This window comes from Pseudomonas sp., assembly GCF_051660785.1.
In the GTDB taxonomy this organism is placed as follows: domain Bacteria; phylum Pseudomonadota; class Gammaproteobacteria; order Pseudomonadales; family Pseudomonadaceae; genus Aquipseudomonas.
In genome coordinates this window covers 107,305-124,642 of sequence record NZ_JBOFQE010000079.1, presented here as the reverse complement: position 1 = coordinate 124,642, position 17,338 = coordinate 107,305, and the positions used below count along the sequence as shown (strand labels likewise).

Genomic DNA, 17,338 nt, shown 5'->3' with positions numbered 1-17,338 from the left:
TTGCTGGCGATCCAGGCAACGCGGTGTGTCTGTTTCACCGTGTTGTCTGGATCGCCAGCAAGCCGGCTCCTACAGGGGCGCGTTATGCATTAGACGTGGAAGTAGCCCACGCAGCTGTCAAACGGCAGGCGTTTGAGTTCGATCTTGTTCAGGTCCAGCACTTCACGCAGGGCTTTGGTTTCGCCCGGGAAGTTGCGGTAAGCCACTTCGTCCAATACCACGACCGCGCCTTTTGGCATGTACGGCAGGAAGGTTTCCAGCGCGACTTTGGTCGATTCGTACAGGTCGGTGTCGAGGATCAGCATGGCCACGACCAGGTCCGGACGGGTCTTGACCCACTCAGGTACGGTCTTGACGATGTCGCCTTTGACCAGCTCGCAACGCGGGATGCGGTTGACCGGGCGCAGCAGGTCGTTGGCGTCGATCATGTCCTGGATCAGCGACTGGTCGGTGTCGGAGAACATGGTTTCGTTGACATCGGCCGGGTCTTCTTTCTTGTCGATGCTCTGGAAGCCTTCGAAGGTGTCGAAGCCCACGATCGAACGGTTGATCGCGTACGGCTCGAGAATCATCGACAAGTGCATGTACAGCATCAGCGAGTTGCCCTTGTACACGCCGCACTCGATGATCGCGCCCGGTACTTCAGCGACTTTCTTGAACAGTTCCATGCGCGACAGCGCAGCAGTGACGCCGATGCGGTTGGCGAAGACGAACGGCGCGTCGGCCACGTACTCGGCATCGACCCGTTTCAGAACGTTGGCACGGGTTTCGTTGTACTGGGCCTCGGCAGGCGTGATGCGACGCTTGGTCATTGCTGGATTCCTTGGAAATTCGAGAAGTCGTGGGCGTGGAAATAGTCTTTGAAACCGGCGCCGACGTCAGGGCAGGCGCTGTCGACGTTGATCGCGCCGCGCTTGTGCTTGAGGTCGTCGAGGTGCATCAGGCGGAAGTCCACGCTGAAGCGGGTTTGATTGGTGTGGTTAGCGACCGTGCCGTGCAGGTGCGAGCCGGAGAAGATCAGCATCTCGCCGGTGTTGCCGGCAATGCGCACTTCGGACGCGGTGTTGATCGCTTCCATCGGCACCGGGTGCACGCGGACTTCCTCCTTGAGGTTGTCCTTGGCCTTGTGCCGCTGGTTGCTGATCCAGTCGTTGAGGCTCCATTCGCTGGAGGTGTTTTTCACCGGCACATCGAAGTAGCCGGCGTTGATCATCATGGTCTGGTCGGGGCTGATGGTGTGCACCGGCATCCAGGTGTTGATCTGGCAATCGACGCTGCCGTACCACGTGTCGCGATGCGGTTTGTAGGCATAGCTGACACCGGCGTGCAGGTAGTCATAGTTGGGCACCACGCGAATGCGCGGCACGTCGAAAATGTATTCGCGCGGGTCGACACCAATCTCGTCGATAAACGAGAGGATCAGGTCTTTGGCGCGCTGGCTGTTGGTGAACTGGCCCTTGAGGCGGGTCACCAGAACCACGAATTCTTCCACCGGCATCAGCGTGTGCAGCGCCTGGTGATGGGTCTCGCCGTTGAAAGCGGCGGTGATGCTTTCCTGGGCAAACGCACACAGCTCTTTGGCCGCGCGCAGCTGAGTGTTCAGGAAGATGTCGCCGGCGTAGATGGCTTCTTTGAAGTCAGCTTTGTGTTGAAGCTGATTGATGTACAGATTCACGATTCCACTCCTGAATGCATCGAGTCTCTTAAGAGTCGGCCACACGTTAGCAAACTGAAGTGCAATCCGGCGGGTGGTGGATCAATAAAAACGCAAACGCCTGAATTTGCGACGAAATGCGTTGTCCCGCGCAAAAAAAATCCCTGTAGCAGCTGGCGAAGCCTGCGTTCGGCTGCTACAGGGTTTTGTGTTGAGGCTAGAAAAGTTGGGTGAACAGCCAGTACAGGCTGCCCGACAACAAAATCGCCGCCGGCAAAGTCAGTACCCAGGCCATCAGCAGGTTGCGGATGGTCCTCATCTGCAAGCCGCCACCGTTAGCGACCATGCTCCCGGCCACCCCCGAGGACAACACATGAGTGGTCGACACCGGCAAGCCGAACATGTCGGCCGCGCCGATGGTCAGCATCGCCACGGTTTCCGCCGAGGCGCCCTGAGCGTAGGTCAAGTGGGTCTTGCCGATCTTCTCGCCGACTGTCACCACGATGCGCTTCCAGCCGACCATGGTGCCCAGCCCGAGCGCAATCGCCACGGCGATTTTCACCCACAGCGGAATGAAGCGCGTCGAGTTGTCGATCTGTTGCTTGAACAGTTGCAGTTTGCCGGTGGTGTCGGCGTCGAAGTTGCCGACCTTGTTCTTGTCCATCAGGCGAATGGTTTCGCTGGTCAGGTACATGTCGTTACGTACGTTGCCCACGGCCTCGGCCGGTACTTTGGACAGCGAGCCGTAACCCTTGACCTGCGCACCGATGCTGCCAGTCAGGGCGGCGAGGGCGGGGACCAGTTGCGGCGTGGCTTCCTTGCTGCGCACGTATTCAGAGAGCACTGGACGCGGATCGGCCGGGGCCGGCATCGGCGCACTTTTTACCAGCGCTTGCTGGGTGACTTCGGCGACGGCGGCGAATTGCAGCGCCTGGTCGGCGGGCATGGTGCGGTTCAGCGCATAGGCCATCGGCAGCGTACCGACCAGAATCAACATGATCAGGCCCATGCCTTTCTGGCCGTCATTGGAACCGTGGGCGAACGAGACGCCGGTGCAGGTCACAATCAACATGCCGCGAATCCACCACGGCGGTGGCGTGTTGCCGACGGGTGCCTTGTACAGCGCGCGATTCTTGACGAACGCGCGCAGGGCCAGCAGCAACAACGCGGCAAAACCGAAGCCGACCAGCGGCGACAACAGCAGCGCGTAACCGATCTTGGTCGCCTGCGCCCAGTCCACGCCGCTGGTGCCGTCATGGCCGTGCATCAAGGCGTTGGCCACGCCGACGCCGATGATCGAACCGATCAAGGTGTGCGAAGAGGAGGCCGGCAAGCCCAGCCACCAGGTGCCGAGGTTCCACAGGATCGCGGCGATCAACAGGGCGAAGATCATTGCGAAACCGGCGGAGGACCCGACTTGCAGAATCAGCTCTACGGGCAGCAAGGCGATGATGCCGAACGCCACCGCGCCGCTCGACAGCAGCACGCCGAGGAAGTTGAAGAACCCGGACCAGGCCACGGCGAAGTTCGGCGGCATCGAGTTGGTGTAAATCACCGTGGCCACGGCGTTGGCGGTGTCGTGGAAACCGTTGACGAACTCAAAGCCCAGGGCGATCAGCAAGGCGACACCCAACAGCAAAAACGGCGTCCAGGTGGTGACCACCGTGCCGAGTTCGTTCATGTCGTGCATCAGGCTGTAAGCGGTAAACAACAGCCCGCTGGCCAGCACCCCGAAAAACACCACAAGGGTGAACAGGCTGGGTTTTTTGTCGAGTTGCGGTTTGGCGCTACTGGCGGGAGCCTGCGTTTCGGCGGAGTAGGAAGGCGTAGCCATGACGGACAATCCTGAGGAGGGAAGGAGTGTTCGTCATGATCGTTGCAGAATGTTACAGAGAGACTGCCCTGAGTCAGGGTTTGGGTTATTTGCTTATCCGTTAATCAGAATCCCCAACCAATCCTTGGCATCGCACTTTCTGTGGTGAGGTGGCTTTCCTGTGGCGAGGGAGCTTGCTCCCGCTCGGCTGCGAAGCAGACGCAAAACCTGCTGGCAGGGTGTGGCTGGAAGAATGCTGGGGGCCGCTGCGCGACCCAACGGGAGCAAGCTCCCTCGCCACAGGGGTTTGATGGTGCCTCTGAAGATTAGTAATCCTGGCGCTTACGAAACGCCCACCGCCCCGCAATCACGGTAAACGTCGCAACCAGCGCCACCAGAATCCAGAACCCCTCCGGATCCCCCGCCAGTGGCACGCCACCCACGTTCATGCCAAAGAAACCGGCAATGATGTTGATCGGCAGCGCCAGCACCGTCACCACCGTCAGGGTGAATAGCGTGCGGTTGCTCTGCTCATTGAGGTTGGCCGCAATCTCTTCCTGCAACAGCTTGATCCGCTCACCCAGCGCCGTGAGGTCGTTGATGATCAGCGCAAACTCCTCGGTAGACTTGCGCAGCTCCTTAACGTCCTCCTTCTGCAACCATTGCGGCGGCCGGTTGAGCAAGCGCAGCAACGACCCCGGCTCCAGCGCCAACAAGCGTTGCAGACGCACCAGCACCCGGCGATTGGCACCCAGTTCGGCACGATTGGTCGACAGTCGCGACGACAGCAACTCATCCTCGATCTGATCGACACTCAGGCTGGTCTTGCGCACGATCTGGGTCAGCACTTCGCCCTGATCGCGCAGCAGATGCACGAGCAATTCCAACGGAGAACGAAAGCACTCGCCGGCCTTCACCGACGAGCGCAACTTGTCCACCGAGTGCAGCGGTTGCAGGCGCGCGCTGATGATCAGCCGACTGCGGGCACACACCCACAGCGTCGACACATCCGACGAAACCATGCTGCTGAGGTTGAACACCACGTCGTTGACCACCGCCAGCAATGCCGAATCCACATGCTCGATTCGCGTCGACCGAGACCCTTCGTGCAAGGCTTCGAAAAACTCGTCCGGCAATTCCAGATGGCTTTTCATCCAGCGCTCGCACGCGGCATGCGCCAGGTTCAGGTGCAGCCACAAAAACTCGTCACTCTCGTCCGGCTGTTGCAGGCATTGCAACGCCTTGGCCGAATCGATCTCCCGACCACGCTCGCCGGGGCGAAAACTGAAACCGTAGAGCAGACCGAACAGGTCCGGGTCGCGATGGCTTTGGTCGATGCTGTGGTTCATGAGGGCTCGCAAGGGGAGGCGCCTGTCGCGGGTTTTACAGGTTCACTTGAGCCGCATCATCGCAAGCCTGGATGACGTTTTTGTGACGATAAAATAACCGCAAACGATTGCATTGCCGGTGGTCGGAAATGATTCAAGAACCGCTCTGGCACGCCGATCTCGCTTAAGTTACTTTGCGCGGCTTCGGCCAAGAGCCAAGTTTCAGACAGGGATGTCCGGACACCTTTCACGCTGTGTTTGCTGCGTGTCTCACCCCTGTCATGAGTATCACTCGATGCTGCAAAAATCCCTGAGAGCACAAATCCTCGCCTTGTTGAGCGGCAGCCTGTTGGCGATGCTGTTGATCGCCCTGGCCTGCTTTCACTTCCTCTCCAGCGGGGTTCAGAGCTACGCGAATCTGATCGAAGGTCCGCTGCACACCTCGCAGTTGATTGACGAAGCCAACCTGCAATTCAAGGTGCAGGTGCAGGAATGGAAAAACGTCCTGTTGCGAGGCAAGCAACCGGCTGATTTGGATAAATACTGGAAGCAATTCGAAGACCGTCAGCGCGATGTGCAGGGCATTCTTGGTGAACTGGCCGGGCAGAAGGGCATCAAGCCGCAACTCAAGACCCGCATCGAACGCCTGCGTGACGAACACCGTCTGCTGGGCGCCGCCTATCAGAAGGGCCGTGATGCCTACGTGGCGGCGGGTGCCGACCCAACCGCGGGCGACACGGCCGTCAAAGGCGTGGACCGCGCCACCAGCGATCAGATGAGCGAACTGGTCAGCGAACTGCGCAAACAGGGTGCCGAGCAATCGAAGCTGATCAGCGCCGACGCCGATCGCACGGTGTTGCTGGGGATCATCGTGATGCTCGCCTCGGGTCTGTTGATCGGGCTGTTGAGCCTGTGGCTGGTCAACCGCAACCTGGTCGAACCGATTCGCAAATTGATCGAATACGTCGCGCAACTGAGCCAAGGCAAGTTTGCCGAACGCGTGGCCAGCAGCCGTCAGGATGAGCTGGGCAAGCTGGCGGTCGCAGCCAACACCTTGCGTGATTTCCTCGCCGAAACCTTCAGCCGTTTGCAGCGCAGCGCCAAGGATCTGGACAGCGCCAGTGGTGAACTGAACTCAATCGCCGGCCTCATGGCCAGCGGCACCAACGAACAGTTCAACCGCACTGATCAGGTGGCGACGGCAATGAACGAAATGTCGGCCACCGCACAGGAAGTCGCCCGCCACGCCGCCGATGCCGCACGTGCCGCCGACGATGCAGACCAGTCCGCCCAGCACGGTGAAAAAGTCATGCAGGGCACCATCCACACCATCACCCGGATGCGTGGCGAAATCGCCAACACCGCCACGGTCATCCGCCAACTGGAAACCGACAGCGGACGCATCGGCAAGGTGCTGGAAGTGATTCGTGGCATCGCCGAGCAAACCAACCTGCTGGCGCTCAACGCGGCAATCGAAGCGGCCCGAGCCGGTGAAGCCGGACGCGGTTTTGCCGTGGTGGCCGATGAAGTGCGCAGCCTGGCCCAGCGCACGGCGGCGTCGATCATCGAAATCAACCAAATCATCCAGACCGTGCAAACCGGTGCGGTGGACGCGGCGCAGGCGATTGAAAGCGGTCAGTCACGCAGTGAAGAAAGCGTCGAGCAAGTGACCCAGGCCGGCGCCATGCTGGAGCGGATCACCCACGCCGTGGAAGCCATCCGCGACATGAACCGCCAGATCGCCACCGCTGCTGAAGAGCAGACTTCGGTCGCCGAAGACATCTCGCGCAACCTCACCGAAATCACCAGCATCGCCAGTACCAACCTGGACAATGTGCAGCGCACGGAAGCGGCCGGGCGTAATTTGCATGGGTTGTCGGGGCAGTTGAATGAAGTGACGGCGCGATTGAGCGCGTAGGGCGTCACCGAAACGCAAAAAAGCCGCACGATTCGAAGATCGTGCGGCTTTGTTTTTACAGGTATCAGGTGTCTTGTTTGTCGCTCAGGACTTTGCCGGTGGTGGCATCGAAGTCCACATCCCACTCTTTGCCGTCAGCGGTTTTCAGTTCCACTTCGTATTCGTAGCCATTGAAGTGGTTGTCCAGGTCGGTGTCAGTGATGGTCGCACCCGGGTGCAGTCTCAGCGCCTCCGCGTTCATTGATTCCAGTGACTTGATTTTGCCGCTCTTGACCAGCTCAGGGATTTGGTCGACGCGGACGTCAGCCTGGGCCAGGCCAGCAGTGAGGGTCAGGGCAGCGGCAGTGAACAGGGCAGTCAGGGTTTTCATAAGATTCTTTCCTTGGAGTGATCTGTTTAAGTGGGGCCAGATTAACTACGGCAACTTAATTCACCCTTAATTCCTAAAAGCATCGCCAGCAAGCCGGCTCCTAAAGGTCCGTGTCGTTCGCAAATTTTGCGATCGGCTCGATCTTGTAGGAGCCGGCTTGCTGGCGATGGCGTCGCCTAGGTCCTGGATCAATACCCGTTGTTTGTCAGCAACTGCGCAACACTCGCCGCCGCCGGGCGCTTGTAGAACTTCAGCAATTCGCTGGCGCGGTTGGTGAAGACGCCATCGACGCCGGCGTCCATGACCTTCTGGTAATCCGCTGCATCGTCGATGGTGTAAACATGCACCAGCAGGCCCTGATCGTGGGTGTACTGGTTCATCCACGGTTTCACCAGGTCCGAATAGCTCTGATCGCCACCCTGGGTCAACGCGGCCGAAGGACCGGTGCCGATGGCGCCCTGGGCCTTGGCGTACTCGACCCATTGCTGGAATTCAGCTTTGTCTTTCGGCTCCTGCCTGGCGTAGTAGGTCGCTTTGTCCTTGTCGCCGGACTCGGCAAACGTCACTTGGGATTTTGGCTCGATGCTGCCTTCGCCGACCCACAGCAGCAGGATCTTCGGCACTTGCGGCATTTCCTTCTCAAGCAGTTCGAGGCTGCTCTTCTCGAAGGTTTGCAGCACGACTTTGCCTTTGCCCTGACCGACCGCCAGATTGCTTTTCGCCAGTTTGGAACCGGCCGGGCTCAGCCAGCCGCGATCCTGCAATTTATCCTTGAGGTCGCTTTCGATACCGGGGAATTGCTTCGGCTCCTTGGTTTCGATGTACAGGCCGGGCTTGTGCAGCGGATTGCCCTGGGCGATGTCGATGATTTCGTCGAGGGTCAGTATCTTCAGGCCGACGAAGGAAGGGCGCGCGCGATCCGGGTACGCGGCGTTGAACCAGCTGCCGGCATCTAGTGTTTTCAGTTCGGCGATAGTGAAGGCGTTTGCCGGGCTGTCCTTGCGATCAGGGAATTTCGTGGCGACGTCGGTGGTGCGTTGCAGGTTGTTATCGTGCAGGGCGAACAGCACGCCGTCCTTGCTGCGTTGCAGGTCCATTTCCAGGTAGTCGGCGCCCAGGTCGCGGGCCAGTTTGTAGGCGGCGGCGGTGGATTCCGGTGCATCGAAAGACGCGCCGCGGTGGGCGATCACTGCCGGATGCGGGATGCCCAAACGGGTCGCCAGAGCAGTCGGGCTTGGCTCACTGGCGGCCTGTGCCTGTCCGAGGCCGAGCAGCACGCTCAGCAGCAGGGCGCTTTTGATGAAGGTAACAGGCATGGTCGAGGTCCTTTCGCGTTGAGTTTTCAAAGACGTCTCTTTTAACAACTGAGCGCCGCGAGCGCTATCGCCAGACCGACATAAACGTGTTTAAAGCAGATTTTTTCAACGCTTTTGTGCGGTTCTTTGCAGTACTCTTGGCCCAGGCGTTTCCCCGGCAGAGGGAAATCCGACTGCTTTGCCTTGCGTGTAAACCATCGATCACCGGTCGTTAACGACCTTTTGTGAGGTTTATATGCGCATCACTTCCGAGCTTATCTGCCAGGCCGCCGACCAACTCAAAGGCTTCGTCGGCCTCAATCGCAAGACCGGCCACTACATCGTGCGTTTCAGCGAAGACTCGTTTGGCATGGATGTGGCGGATGACGGGATTATTCCTGTTAGCGAGTTTGTCTGGGCTGCGGGACCGGGGCAGACGATGACGCTCAAGCGAGAGTTGATTCAATTGTTGCTGGATCAGAATATTGATGACCGGATCAATGTGACCGAGCCGTTGCGGGTGTACATGAATCGGCGGGAGGTGCCGGAGATATCGGCGTTCAGGAGTCTGGTTCAGGTCTGAGTTTTTTGTGGGTTTAAACTGGCCTCATCGCCAGCAGGCTAGCTCCCACAGTGGTGTTGTGTACGACACATGTCCCCTGTGGGAGCTAGCCTGCTAGCGATGGCGGCCTAAACATCACCGCATCATCTGACTGCCTTGAACCCATACGCCCGCTCAACCCTGCACACCCGCGTATGACACGCCGAATACCACGTCGAGCGCCCGCGCTCACGAATCTCACTGTGCTCGGGATGATGCTTCCACGCCAGAATCGCCGCCTCGCTGGCCCAGTAGGAAACAGTAATCCCCAAACCATCCTCGCCCCGAGCCGATTCCACCCCGAGAAACCCAGGCTGCTCCCGGGCCAGTTCCACCATGCGTTCGGCAGCCTCGGCGTAACCCTGATCACCGTCGGTGCGCAGAGAGGTAAAAATCACCGCGTAGTACGGCGTTGCTGGCGTATCGGCGATCATGGTTTTTGCCTTTTGCAGGCTTCAACCAACGCACGGACCAGCGGCGGCAGCGTGCCTTTGAGCGCGGCGCGTTCAGGCTGGAACAGCGTGGCGACGAAGAACGGATGCCCTTTGAGTTCCACCGCCCGCAAGTCGCCGGTCGAGTCATGGCCAACGGCGCACAGCTGATGGGTTAATAACTCACGCTCAAACTCCGGATTCACGCCATAGCGGCAGCGATATCCTTCGATAATCTCAGCACTTTCGTACGCCTTGGCGATCAACGAACTTTCAACGAGATGAATGCTGTCCGTTGCTTCCACCAACGAACAGGCCAGCGGCGTGAGTAACGCGCGCGCTGCATCGGGATGGGTTTCGCCGTGCTCAGCATCTTCCCAACCCAACACGTTTCGAGCGAACTCAAGCACCGCGTGTTGAAAGCCGCCGCAGGTGCCGAGGAAAGGCCGCTGCTGTTCACGGGCAAAACGGATCGCCCGCAACGCGCCATCCATGTTTCGGTAAGGGCTGGCGGGCACGCACCAGAAACCGTCGAAGTTTTGTAATGGAGTGGCGGTGTTGATGTGATCGGTGGCCAGCCACTGAAATTGCACATCCAGATTCAGCTGTTCAGCGGCCATGCCGAGGGCGACGGGAATGGCTTGATGGGCGGTGACCTGGGGATCGTAGTCACCGATCAGAGCGATGCGAATTGCGGTGGTTTCCATGAGTGATCTCGGCGCTTGTTGATTCCTGGCACCCACTATAGATTGGCGTTCACGCATTCAATATTGGCGCTATCCCAAGTGATCAATGCAGCGACGCACTATCGGCTCGACTACCCGGACCTGGCGCTGATCCTTGCCTTGGTGCGTGGCGGCTCTCTGGCCCGAGCGTCGGCGCTGTTGAAGGTCGACGTCTCGACGGTGTTTCGCGCCGTTCGCCGATTGGAAGCCGCGCTGGGCCAGCAACTGTTCGAAAAAAGCCGCGCCGGCTACCTGCCAACCACGCTTGCGCAGTCCCTCGCCGAGCAAGCCGAGCGGGCGGAACAAGCGCTGGAAGCGGCGCGCATTGGCGTGGAGCAGGGCGGTGAAGTCATTAGCGGCACAGTGCGGCTGACCTGCACGGATTCTGTACTGCAAGGATTGCTGCTGCCGGCACTGGCGCAGTTCATGCCGTCCTACCCGGCGCTGACCCTCGAACTGAGCACCTCCAACGACTTTGCCAACCTCAGCCGCCGCGATGCCGACATTGCTTTGCGCCTCACCCGCACGCCGCCCGAACATCTGGTCGGTCGACGTCTGGCGGATATTTCCTATCGGGTCTGCGCCAATGCGGCGTACCTGAAATCGGTCGATCCTGAAGACCTGGCCTCACTGACCTGGATCGCGCCGGATGACTTCCTTCCGGACCATCCCACCGTTGCGTGGCGGCGCCAGCAATTACCCGGCGTGACGCCCGGTTATCGCTGCAACAGCATGTTGTCGGTGACCGAGTTGGTGCGAGCCGGGCTGGGCGTCGCGGCGTTGCCGGACTTTTTGATCGGTGACCAACTGCAACCGTTGACCGGCCCGTTGCACGGCTACGACACCGCGCTCTGGTTGCTGACCCGTCCGGACTGTCGTGCGTTGCGCTCGGTGGTGACCTTGTTCGATGAGTTGGGACGGGCGCTTCGATTGCCGTGATCGGACGCTAAACCTTCGGCTGATCCTTGCGCACGAAGTGCTGATGCATTTCCGAGGTCAGGTTTTCGATGCGTTCGGTCAGGGTCTTGGTCATTTCCGTCAGCCGGGTGTTCTGCTCGAGCAACGCCAGCAATTGCGCAGTGTTTTGCGCCGCTTGAGACTGACGTTCGGTATTGGCCACCGCGAGGGATTCCCGGTGCAGGGCGTCGGCGTCGGACTGGGCTTTGTCCCGCGCCGCCTGACGGGTCTGGGCCAACAGGATCAGGGGTGCGGCGTAAGCCGATTGCAGGCTGAAGGCCAGGTTGAGCAGGATGAACGGATAGACGTCGAAGTGGGTCACGCCAAAAATGTTGAGACACACCCAGAGCACCACAATCAGTGTCTGGGCGCCAAGAAACGTCGGCGTGCCGAAGAAGCGCGCAAAGGCTTCGGCGCGCAGGGCAAATTTGTCGCTACCGAACGTTGGCGCCAAGTGCGCATGAGCACGGTGAAAGCGCAGGTGGTCTACGGGAGCGGCGGGGGCGGTTTCGTTGGGCGTCGTGGTCATGATGCTCTCTGCAGGGCGCGGGGACAGAGGCTCACTATAGCCCCAGCGCCAGATTCATTCTGAAACACATTGCAGCGATGTATTCAGCGCGACCCATGACCGGTCAATCGGTAGACATTGTCATTTATTGCAGCGCGATTCAGCGCTGATAACACGCCAGGAACATGTCCAGCGCCGATTCCACCACAGTGCTTTGCATCTCGACTGATAGCGCCGGGAGCCCCATGGAAATTTGCGGCCAGAACGCAAAGGATTTGAGCATTCCCTGAATCTGCTGCGCGGCAAATTCAGGATCCACCGGTTTCAATCGACCATCGGCCTGGGCGGCACGAATCCACACGGTCAGGCCTTCTTCACGCTCGCCCATTCGGGCCACCATGTTCTGCGCACGCTCGGGAGAATGAATGGTGGCGGCAATCGCCACCCGCGCCAGGTCGAGGAAATTGTCATCACCCAGCATCTGCAATTTCGCTCGCAACATCAGACGCATTTGATCGCGCAGCGGCAGGTCAGGGCGGTAGGACGTTTCCTGTTCGGCCGTCACCCGTGCCCACAGTTGATTGAGGATTTCGGCGAACAATTCTTCCTTGCTGGGGAAGTGGTTGTACACGGTGCGCTTCGACACGCCGGCGGTGGCGGCAATCTTGTCCATGCTGGTGATGTCGAAACCGTTGGTACGGAATTCGGCAATCGCCGCCTGGATGATGGCTTCGCGTTTTCGGTCGGTGAGGCGCTGTGGTGCTGTCATAAGTACGCTTCGGCAGTCGGCAGAGAAGAATTACACTCGGCAGTTTACTTGTGATCCGCTTTGATGCAACCTTGAAACTACACTGTGCAGTGTAATGTTTTGTTAATCCTGCACAGGGAAAAATAGAATCTCCGGCTGATGCGTGCGTGCTTTGGCCCTTTATCGTCCCACCGTGAAATACCGCTCTGTGCGGTTTTCTGGAGTTACTCAGACATGGCCGACCCAATTTCCCCAACGGACAACGCTTCCACGCCCGAGGCTTCCCGTCAGGCAGAAGGGCACTTCCGCAATCATGCGCCGGTGCAACGTGAAGGCTTTCGGAAAATGATGCGCATCATGTGGAACATGATCTTCCATAAACCGCGCAACACCCGTCCGGCAGCGCCCGTTCCGGTACAAGCTTTGACCCAGGCCGCGTTGATTGCTGCTCCCAACCACAGCGTCTATCGCCTCGGCCACTCCACTGTCCTGCTGAAACTGCGGGATAAATTCTGGATCACCGACCCGGTCTTCGCCGAACGCGCTTCACCGGTTCAATGGGCCGGTCCCAAACGCTTCCACCAGCCGCCAATCAGCCTCGAAGAATTGCCGCCGATTGAAGCGGTGATCCTGTCGCATGACCACTACGACCACCTCGATTACCAAGCCGTACTCAAACTGGCGGACAAGGCCAAGTATTTCCTGACACCCCTGGGCGTGGGCGACACCCTGATCAGGTGGGGCGTCGACGCCAGCAAAGTGCGCCAACTCGATTGGTGGCAAGGCACGGAAGTCGATGGCATCCAGTTCATCGCCACACCGTCGCAGCACTTTTCCGGTCGCGGCCTGTTCGATGGCAACAGCACGCTCTGGGCCTCGTGGGTAATGATCGACGGCGATACGCGGATTTTCTTCAGCGGCGACAGCGGTTATTTCGATGGCTTCAAAAGAATCGGCGAAGAGTACGGCCCGTTCGACCTGACCCTCATGGAAACCGGCGCCTACAACGTTGAGTGGCCGCACGTTCACATGCAGCCGGAAGAAACCCTGCAAGCGCACATTGACCTCAAAGGCCGCTGGTTATTGCCGATTCACAACGGCACTTTCGACTTGTCGATGCACGCCTGGTTCGAGCCCTTCGACCGGATCCTCGCATTGGCCTGGGAGCGCAATGTGTCGATCACCACGCCGCAAATGGGCGAGGCGTTCAACGTGAAGTACCCGAAGCGGGGGAGCACATGGTGGTTGGAAATGGAAAGTACGCTGAAGGAAAAAGGGCATTTGGCTTGTAGCGGCTACAAGTCTGGATGAAGTTTCCTACGTTAGCGGTTCCTTGTGGCTGACAGCCGTTTCCTATGGCTTCGGTAGGCTGTGCAGCGGGTGAAATGACTCACCCGTGATTAGCCATATCAAGGAAGCTGTAAATGAAACACGTTTTAAGAAACCGCATGACGGCACTGGCGCAGATGGTTCTGCTATCGGTCACCGGGTCTGCATTTGCAGACAACCAAGACTCAGTCACTGCCCAGTCACTTGAATATGCGAGCGTCAGCGAGCTCACTGAGCGGATGGAACGTAACGAACTCACCTCGGTAGCGCTGGTGGAATATTTGCAGGCGCGCATCGGCACGCTGGATAAGCAAGGGCCGATGATCAACGCGATCATTGAGCTCAACCCGCAAGCCATCGACATTGCCACCGCCTTGGACCAGGAGCGTCAGGACGGAAACGTACGTGGCCCGCTGCACGGCATTCCAGTTCTGCTCAAGGACAACATCGACACTGCGGACCAGATGCAAACGAGCGCGGGTTCTTTGGCCATGGTCGGCCAGCCTGCGGCAAACGATGCGTTTGTCGTCAAACAGCTGCGTGATGCAGGTGCCGTCATTCTCGGTAAAACCAACATGAGCGAATGGGCTTACGTCCGGGAAATGGGCCTGCCTCACGGTTGGAGTGGTCGGGGTGGGCAAGGTAAAAATCCTCACGTGTTAAGTGGCGAAATCTGCGGCTCCAGCTCGGGTTCAGCAGCAGGAGTAGCTGCCGGTTTTGCGCCGTTGGCCATTGGCACTGAAACCAACGGTTCAATCACTTGCCCTGCGTCGGCCAACGGGGTAGTTGGCGTCAAGCCTACACTGGGACTGTTCAGCCGTTCAGGCACCATTCCAATCACTCGTTTGCAAGACACCCCCGGCACTCTCACTCGCACCGTTCGTGACGCCGCACTGATGTTCAATGCTCTGCAAGGCACCGATGCCACGGACGCCGCAACCGGCGATGCTCCGTCAGGTGTCGACTACACCGCGCTGCTCACCACGGATGCCTTGAACGGTAAAAGAATCGGGTACCCGACCGAGTACGTCGGTGCGAACGGCACTGTTCTTCAGCCTGGCTTTGAGTTCCTGATGGCATTGGCCACACTGGAAGAACAAGGCGCTACCCTGGTGCCGTTGAAGGTCCGACTGCCGAATATCGGTGGCTACTTCAACACCCTCATGGCAGGCATGAAACATGAACTGCCCGAGTACTTGGCCAGCCGCTCAGGGTTGCCGATTCAGACGCTTCAACAGCTGATCGACTTCAACGAACTTAATCCGGGCGCCGAAGGTTACGGGCAGCAGATGCTGAAAGACATCAACGAACTGGACATGACCCACGCACAGGCAACCGAACTGTTCGGCATCCTCAATGCCAGCTTCAAGGCTGCCATTGATGAGCAATTGGCTGAACATAATCTGGATGCGTTGTTCGCCGATGCCGATGGCTATTCGCAATTCAGTGCTGCAGTGGCTGGCTACCCTGGCATTACCATCCCGTCGGGTATGAACAGCAATGGGCTGCCGACGTCTGTGTTCTTTTTCGGCCAGCGCTGGAGTGAACCTCAACTGCTGGCGCTGGCCTACAGCTATGAACAAGCATCGTTAGAGCGTCAGAACCCGGTGTTTAAAGGACAGTAAGGTCCAAGACCAAGACGGATGATGTATGGCGTTAAGGGCCTGCCTGCGCGTTCAGCGGAGGGAAGCCGTTTTCCCTACCCTGAGGCGTAATCAAGTTACGCCTCAAACCGCTTCATCCTCCACCGTCGGGCCGCTCGCCATGGAGCGGCCCACGATCTTCGCCACCGTCAGGTCGCGAACATTTCCATCGAGAATTTCATCCAGTTCCCCCGTTGACAGCCCCAGCCTTTGCGCCGCTTCCGCCTTGCCCAACCGACCGGTATCGAGAAGCATGCCAATCTTCATGAGGTATTCGGCCTTGGCCCTCATCTCCCCTGCACCGGCATTTCCTGAAGACGGATTGCCGTGCCTGTCGCATTCATTGATTCCATTCATCTGCTGACACCTCACTCAACCATCGCGTAGTCCGCCCGACCCACCGGATCAGGCGTCGACCCTTTCACATTCATCCCTCGACCCGGCGCAAACCCCGGGAAGAACACCAACCCCTCCGATTCAAACCGATACGCCAACGCCAGCCGTGTGACATCCAGCACATCGCGCTCGGCCTCAAATCGCGTAATGGCGTCCACGGAGACCCCGGATTCCTCCGAGAGCTCTTCCACACTCCAACCCAGCATCGCCCGGGCCTGGGCACAGTGGGCCGGGGTGAACTGGAAAAGGGCGATACGTTCCAGGGTGATTTTCATCGCAAGAGAGGCCATGGTGTTCTCCGGGCTCGAGAGTGCTAATCCAAAAAATACTGTTGTTTTGTACAGTTGTTTTGCGCCCGGATCAAACTCATTTTTTGATTTTTGCTATGTCGCCCCCTCCATCCAGACGGACGGTACGGAGGCAATCACCCATCGATTTCGTGGTTGGCGTTGTGTGGGTTTTTCGCAAGAATAGGTGCCGAACCTTTTGAGGTTTTTAAGGAGGCTGGCTGTGTCGATTCTTGAAAGCGACTGGAAGAAGTTCAAGGAGCTGCGCAAGATTGCGCTCGATCGTTTCTGCCAAGGGGTTCTCGCCGATGCCAAGGCGATCACCCAGCACGGTGCGCTCTCGGCCCATGCACGATATGGAATGCTCTACGGTTTTGATCCATGATCGAAACAAGGACATGGCCCGAGCTTTTGACCATAACAGCCAATCCCGTTCCAGTGCTCTCACCGCTTTAAGGTTGTTTGTCATGCTTGACTTGCTAACCGACGCAGAGTTATCGGTTCTGAGCGAAGAGGCGCTGGATTACATCTCGGATGTAGTGCGCCAACCCTATGAACTTGAGTGGGTCGACGAAATAGTGCGGCAGGACTGAGACCCGTACAGACGAATTTAAGGACCAAGGATGTTGATCTTCAATTGCACCGAAGCGGCCAGCAACTTCTTCAGTCGGGTCCACAAGGGCAAGAAAATCTCACCTGTGGAGAAACCGCCATCGCCGGTGATCGAGGACGATGAGCCAGTCGAATCCGCCGAGCAGTGGCTGGTCCACGCCATCACCGGCCAACGCAAGCACGTGTTGTTCGCCATCCATGTGCAAACCCGTTATTGCATGATTTTCGCGGACGCGAAAAAAGCGGATATCGAAGGTTTTGTTCACCGTTTTGCCGAGCGTTGGATAAACGGCCTGATGCGCCATGCGGGGCAGCACGACATTCTTCGCTGGATCGATGACGAGCCGATGACGGAGCGTTTCCTGGAGAGTTGCGCAGAGTACGTGTTTTACAAACGCGGTCATCGCGGTGCGCAAAAGCACATCAGTGAGATTTCATGGGTTTTTGAGGGATTTGCTGCCGAATGGGGATCCTTGCCCACTGACGAATTCTCCGCTGGCCGTTTCGATGGCTATATGAACGACACGCTAAGAGGTAGCAAAGGGCACAAGGACTATTACCACCCCGATGAGGAAATGATCGTTCATTGGTTGCGCCGTTATGGCGGCTTGGATGAGTCAGCTGTTCAGGCAGCCCGTGAGCGGCGTAAGGAAGTGAAACGGGAGATATGGGAGTTCGAAAGGCAGCTTAAACTCGAAGCGCAATGAGCCGTCGTGATAACGC

General features: G+C 58.5%; 18 protein-coding genes and 1 pseudogene. 7 read left to right on the top strand and 12 right to left on the bottom strand.

The window, feature by feature from the left end:
* Positions 1–89: 89 nt before the first annotated feature.
* From ACRC4F_RS21510 to ACRC4F_RS21495, 4 genes are all read right to left on the bottom strand, one after another.
* Complete coding sequence (locus tag ACRC4F_RS21510) at positions 90–812, bottom strand: TylF/MycF/NovP-related O-methyltransferase (protein ID WP_054044827.1); 723 nt, start codon at positions 810–812, stop codon at positions 90–92.
* Entirely contained in the window at positions 809–1,675 is an 867-nt protein-coding gene (locus ACRC4F_RS21505; RefSeq protein ID WP_438661146.1) for a hypothetical protein, read from the bottom strand. The genes ACRC4F_RS21510 and ACRC4F_RS21505 overlap by 4 nt, the downstream gene beginning before the upstream one ends.
* 196 nt (positions 1,676–1,871) lie before the next feature.
* Positions 1,872–3,488, bottom strand: a complete 1,617-nt coding sequence (locus ACRC4F_RS21500; RefSeq protein ID WP_438661145.1) for an inorganic phosphate transporter — start codon at positions 3,486–3,488, stop codon at positions 1,872–1,874.
* A gap of 305 nt (positions 3,489–3,793) precedes the next feature.
* Positions 3,794–4,816, bottom strand: a complete 1,023-nt coding sequence (locus ACRC4F_RS21495) for a transporter (protein ID WP_438661144.1) — start codon at positions 4,814–4,816, stop codon at positions 3,794–3,796.
* Between the two features lie 274 nt (positions 4,817–5,090).
* Between ACRC4F_RS21495 and ACRC4F_RS21490 the strand changes: the two genes are divergently transcribed.
* A complete protein-coding gene (locus tag ACRC4F_RS21490; protein ID WP_438661143.1) occupies positions 5,091–6,713 on the top strand; it encodes a methyl-accepting chemotaxis protein in 1,623 nt (540 codons plus the stop codon).
* A 64-nt stretch (positions 6,714–6,777) separates the two neighbouring features.
* Here ACRC4F_RS21490 and ACRC4F_RS21485 read toward each other — a convergent pair whose 3' ends face one another.
* Entirely contained in the window at positions 6,778–7,083 is a 306-nt protein-coding gene (locus ACRC4F_RS21485) for a PepSY domain-containing protein (RefSeq protein WP_438661142.1), read from the bottom strand.
* Between the two features lie 188 nt (positions 7,084–7,271).
* Positions 7,272–8,399 carry a glycerophosphodiester phosphodiesterase gene (locus ACRC4F_RS21480; RefSeq protein WP_438661141.1) on the bottom strand — a complete coding sequence of 376 codons (1,128 nt, stop codon included), beginning with the start codon at positions 8,397–8,399 and terminating at the stop codon, positions 7,272–7,274.
* A gap of 235 nt (positions 8,400–8,634) precedes the next feature.
* Between ACRC4F_RS21480 and ACRC4F_RS21475 the strand changes: the two genes are divergently transcribed.
* Positions 8,635–8,961 (top strand): DUF2025 family protein, encoded by a 327-nt coding sequence (locus ACRC4F_RS21475; RefSeq protein WP_438661140.1) that lies wholly within the window; start codon positions 8,635–8,637, stop codon positions 8,959–8,961.
* Between the two features lie 122 nt (positions 8,962–9,083).
* Here ACRC4F_RS21475 and ACRC4F_RS21470 read toward each other — a convergent pair whose 3' ends face one another.
* Positions 9,084–9,413 carry an antibiotic biosynthesis monooxygenase family protein gene (locus ACRC4F_RS21470; protein ID WP_438661139.1) on the bottom strand — a complete coding sequence of 110 codons (330 nt, stop codon included), beginning with the start codon at positions 9,411–9,413 and terminating at the stop codon, positions 9,084–9,086.
* Entirely contained in the window at positions 9,410–10,117 is a 708-nt protein-coding gene (locus tag ACRC4F_RS21465; protein ID WP_438661138.1) for a CTP synthase C-terminal region-related (seleno)protein, read from the bottom strand. Before ACRC4F_RS21465 ends, ACRC4F_RS21470 begins: the two co-directional genes overlap by 4 nt.
* A 15-nt stretch (positions 10,118–10,132) precedes the next feature.
* Between ACRC4F_RS21465 and ACRC4F_RS21460 the strand changes: the two genes are divergently transcribed.
* Entirely contained in the window at positions 10,133–11,074 is a 942-nt protein-coding gene (locus ACRC4F_RS21460; protein WP_438661137.1) for a LysR family transcriptional regulator, read from the top strand.
* 7 nt (positions 11,075–11,081) lie between these two features.
* Here ACRC4F_RS21460 and ACRC4F_RS21455 read toward each other — a convergent pair whose 3' ends face one another.
* Both ACRC4F_RS21455 and ACRC4F_RS21450 read right to left on the bottom strand, forming a co-directional pair.
* Positions 11,082–11,621, bottom strand: coding sequence for a DUF1003 domain-containing protein (locus ACRC4F_RS21455; protein ID WP_438661136.1), 540 nt, complete (start codon positions 11,619–11,621; stop codon positions 11,082–11,084).
* A gap of 139 nt (positions 11,622–11,760) precedes the next feature.
* The gene (locus tag ACRC4F_RS21450; RefSeq protein ID WP_438661135.1) at positions 11,761–12,369 is read right to left on the bottom strand and encodes a TetR/AcrR family transcriptional regulator; all 609 of its coding nucleotides are present in this window, start codon (positions 12,367–12,369) and stop codon (positions 11,761–11,763) included.
* Between the two features lie 213 nt (positions 12,370–12,582).
* On the opposite strand from ACRC4F_RS21450, the gene ACRC4F_RS21445 reads away from it, so the two are divergent.
* Together ACRC4F_RS21445 and ACRC4F_RS21440 are read left to right on the top strand one after the other, a co-directional pair.
* Positions 12,583–13,659, top strand: coding sequence for an MBL fold metallo-hydrolase (locus ACRC4F_RS21445; RefSeq protein ID WP_438661134.1), 1,077 nt, complete (start codon positions 12,583–12,585; stop codon positions 13,657–13,659).
* A 113-nt stretch (positions 13,660–13,772) separates the two neighbouring features.
* Positions 13,773–15,302, top strand: a complete 1,530-nt coding sequence (locus tag ACRC4F_RS21440; RefSeq protein ID WP_438661133.1) for an amidase family protein — start codon at positions 13,773–13,775, stop codon at positions 15,300–15,302.
* A gap of 102 nt (positions 15,303–15,404) precedes the next feature.
* Here the strand turns inward: ACRC4F_RS21440 and ACRC4F_RS21435 are convergent, their stop codons facing one another.
* Entirely contained in the window at positions 15,405–15,677 is a 273-nt protein-coding gene (locus ACRC4F_RS21435) for an XRE family transcriptional regulator (protein WP_438661132.1), read from the bottom strand.
* 11 nt (positions 15,678–15,688) lie between these two features.
* On the bottom strand, positions 15,689–16,006 hold the full coding sequence (locus tag ACRC4F_RS21430) for a helix-turn-helix domain-containing protein (RefSeq protein WP_438661131.1): 318 nt from the start codon (positions 16,004–16,006) through the stop codon (positions 15,689–15,691).
* Positions 16,007–16,226: 220 nt separating this feature from the next.
* Here ACRC4F_RS21430 and ACRC4F_RS21425 point away from each other — a divergent pair.
* Both ACRC4F_RS21425 and ACRC4F_RS21420 read left to right on the top strand, forming a co-directional pair.
* A pseudogene (locus ACRC4F_RS21425) lies at positions 16,227–16,596 on the top strand (hypothetical protein).
* Between the two features lie 30 nt (positions 16,597–16,626).
* Positions 16,627–17,322: a DUF6933 domain-containing protein gene (locus ACRC4F_RS21420; protein ID WP_438661130.1), complete on the top strand. Its 696-nt coding sequence runs from the start codon at positions 16,627–16,629 to the stop codon at positions 17,320–17,322.
* The last annotated feature ends 16 nt before the right edge of the window (positions 17,323–17,338 follow it).

What these genes read in the sequence shown, in the direction of transcription:
- ACRC4F_RS21455 (WP_438661136.1), bottom strand. Translation starts at nt 11,621, where the DNA reads ATGACCACGACGCCCAACGAAACCGCCCCCGCCGCTCCCGTAGACCAC.
- ACRC4F_RS21440 (WP_438661133.1), top strand. Translation starts at nt 13,773, where the DNA reads ATGAAACACGTTTTAAGAAACCGCATGACGGCACTGGCGCAGATGGTT.
- ACRC4F_RS21490 (WP_438661143.1), top strand. Translation starts at nt 5,091, where the DNA reads ATGCTGCAAAAATCCCTGAGAGCACAAATCCTCGCCTTGTTGAGCGGC.
- ACRC4F_RS21450 (WP_438661135.1), bottom strand. Translation starts at nt 12,369, where the DNA reads ATGACAGCACCACAGCGCCTCACCGACCGAAAACGCGAAGCCATCATC.
- ACRC4F_RS21485 (WP_438661142.1), bottom strand. Translation starts at nt 7,083, where the DNA reads ATGAAAACCCTGACTGCCCTGTTCACTGCCGCTGCCCTGACCCTCACT.
- ACRC4F_RS21465 (WP_438661138.1), bottom strand. Translation starts at nt 10,117, where the DNA reads ATGGAAACCACCGCAATTCGCATCGCTCTGATCGGTGACTACGATCCC.
- ACRC4F_RS21480 (WP_438661141.1), bottom strand. Translation starts at nt 8,399, where the DNA reads ATGCCTGTTACCTTCATCAAAAGCGCCCTGCTGCTGAGCGTGCTGCTC.
- ACRC4F_RS21510 (WP_054044827.1), bottom strand. Translation starts at nt 812, where the DNA reads ATGACCAAGCGTCGCATCACGCCTGCCGAGGCCCAGTACAACGAAACC.
- ACRC4F_RS21470 (WP_438661139.1), bottom strand. Translation starts at nt 9,413, where the DNA reads ATGATCGCCGATACGCCAGCAACGCCGTACTACGCGGTGATTTTTACC.
- ACRC4F_RS21445 (WP_438661134.1), top strand. Translation starts at nt 12,583, where the DNA reads ATGGCCGACCCAATTTCCCCAACGGACAACGCTTCCACGCCCGAGGCT.
- ACRC4F_RS21435 (WP_438661132.1), bottom strand. Translation starts at nt 15,677, where the DNA reads ATGAATGGAATCAATGAATGCGACAGGCACGGCAATCCGTCTTCAGGA.
- ACRC4F_RS21475 (WP_438661140.1), top strand. Translation starts at nt 8,635, where the DNA reads ATGCGCATCACTTCCGAGCTTATCTGCCAGGCCGCCGACCAACTCAAA.
- ACRC4F_RS21420 (WP_438661130.1), top strand. Translation starts at nt 16,627, where the DNA reads ATGTTGATCTTCAATTGCACCGAAGCGGCCAGCAACTTCTTCAGTCGG.
- ACRC4F_RS21500 (WP_438661145.1), bottom strand. Translation starts at nt 3,488, where the DNA reads ATGGCTACGCCTTCCTACTCCGCCGAAACGCAGGCTCCCGCCAGTAGC.
- ACRC4F_RS21430 (WP_438661131.1), bottom strand. Translation starts at nt 16,006, where the DNA reads ATGGCCTCTCTTGCGATGAAAATCACCCTGGAACGTATCGCCCTTTTC.
- ACRC4F_RS21495 (WP_438661144.1), bottom strand. Translation starts at nt 4,816, where the DNA reads ATGAACCACAGCATCGACCAAAGCCATCGCGACCCGGACCTGTTCGGT.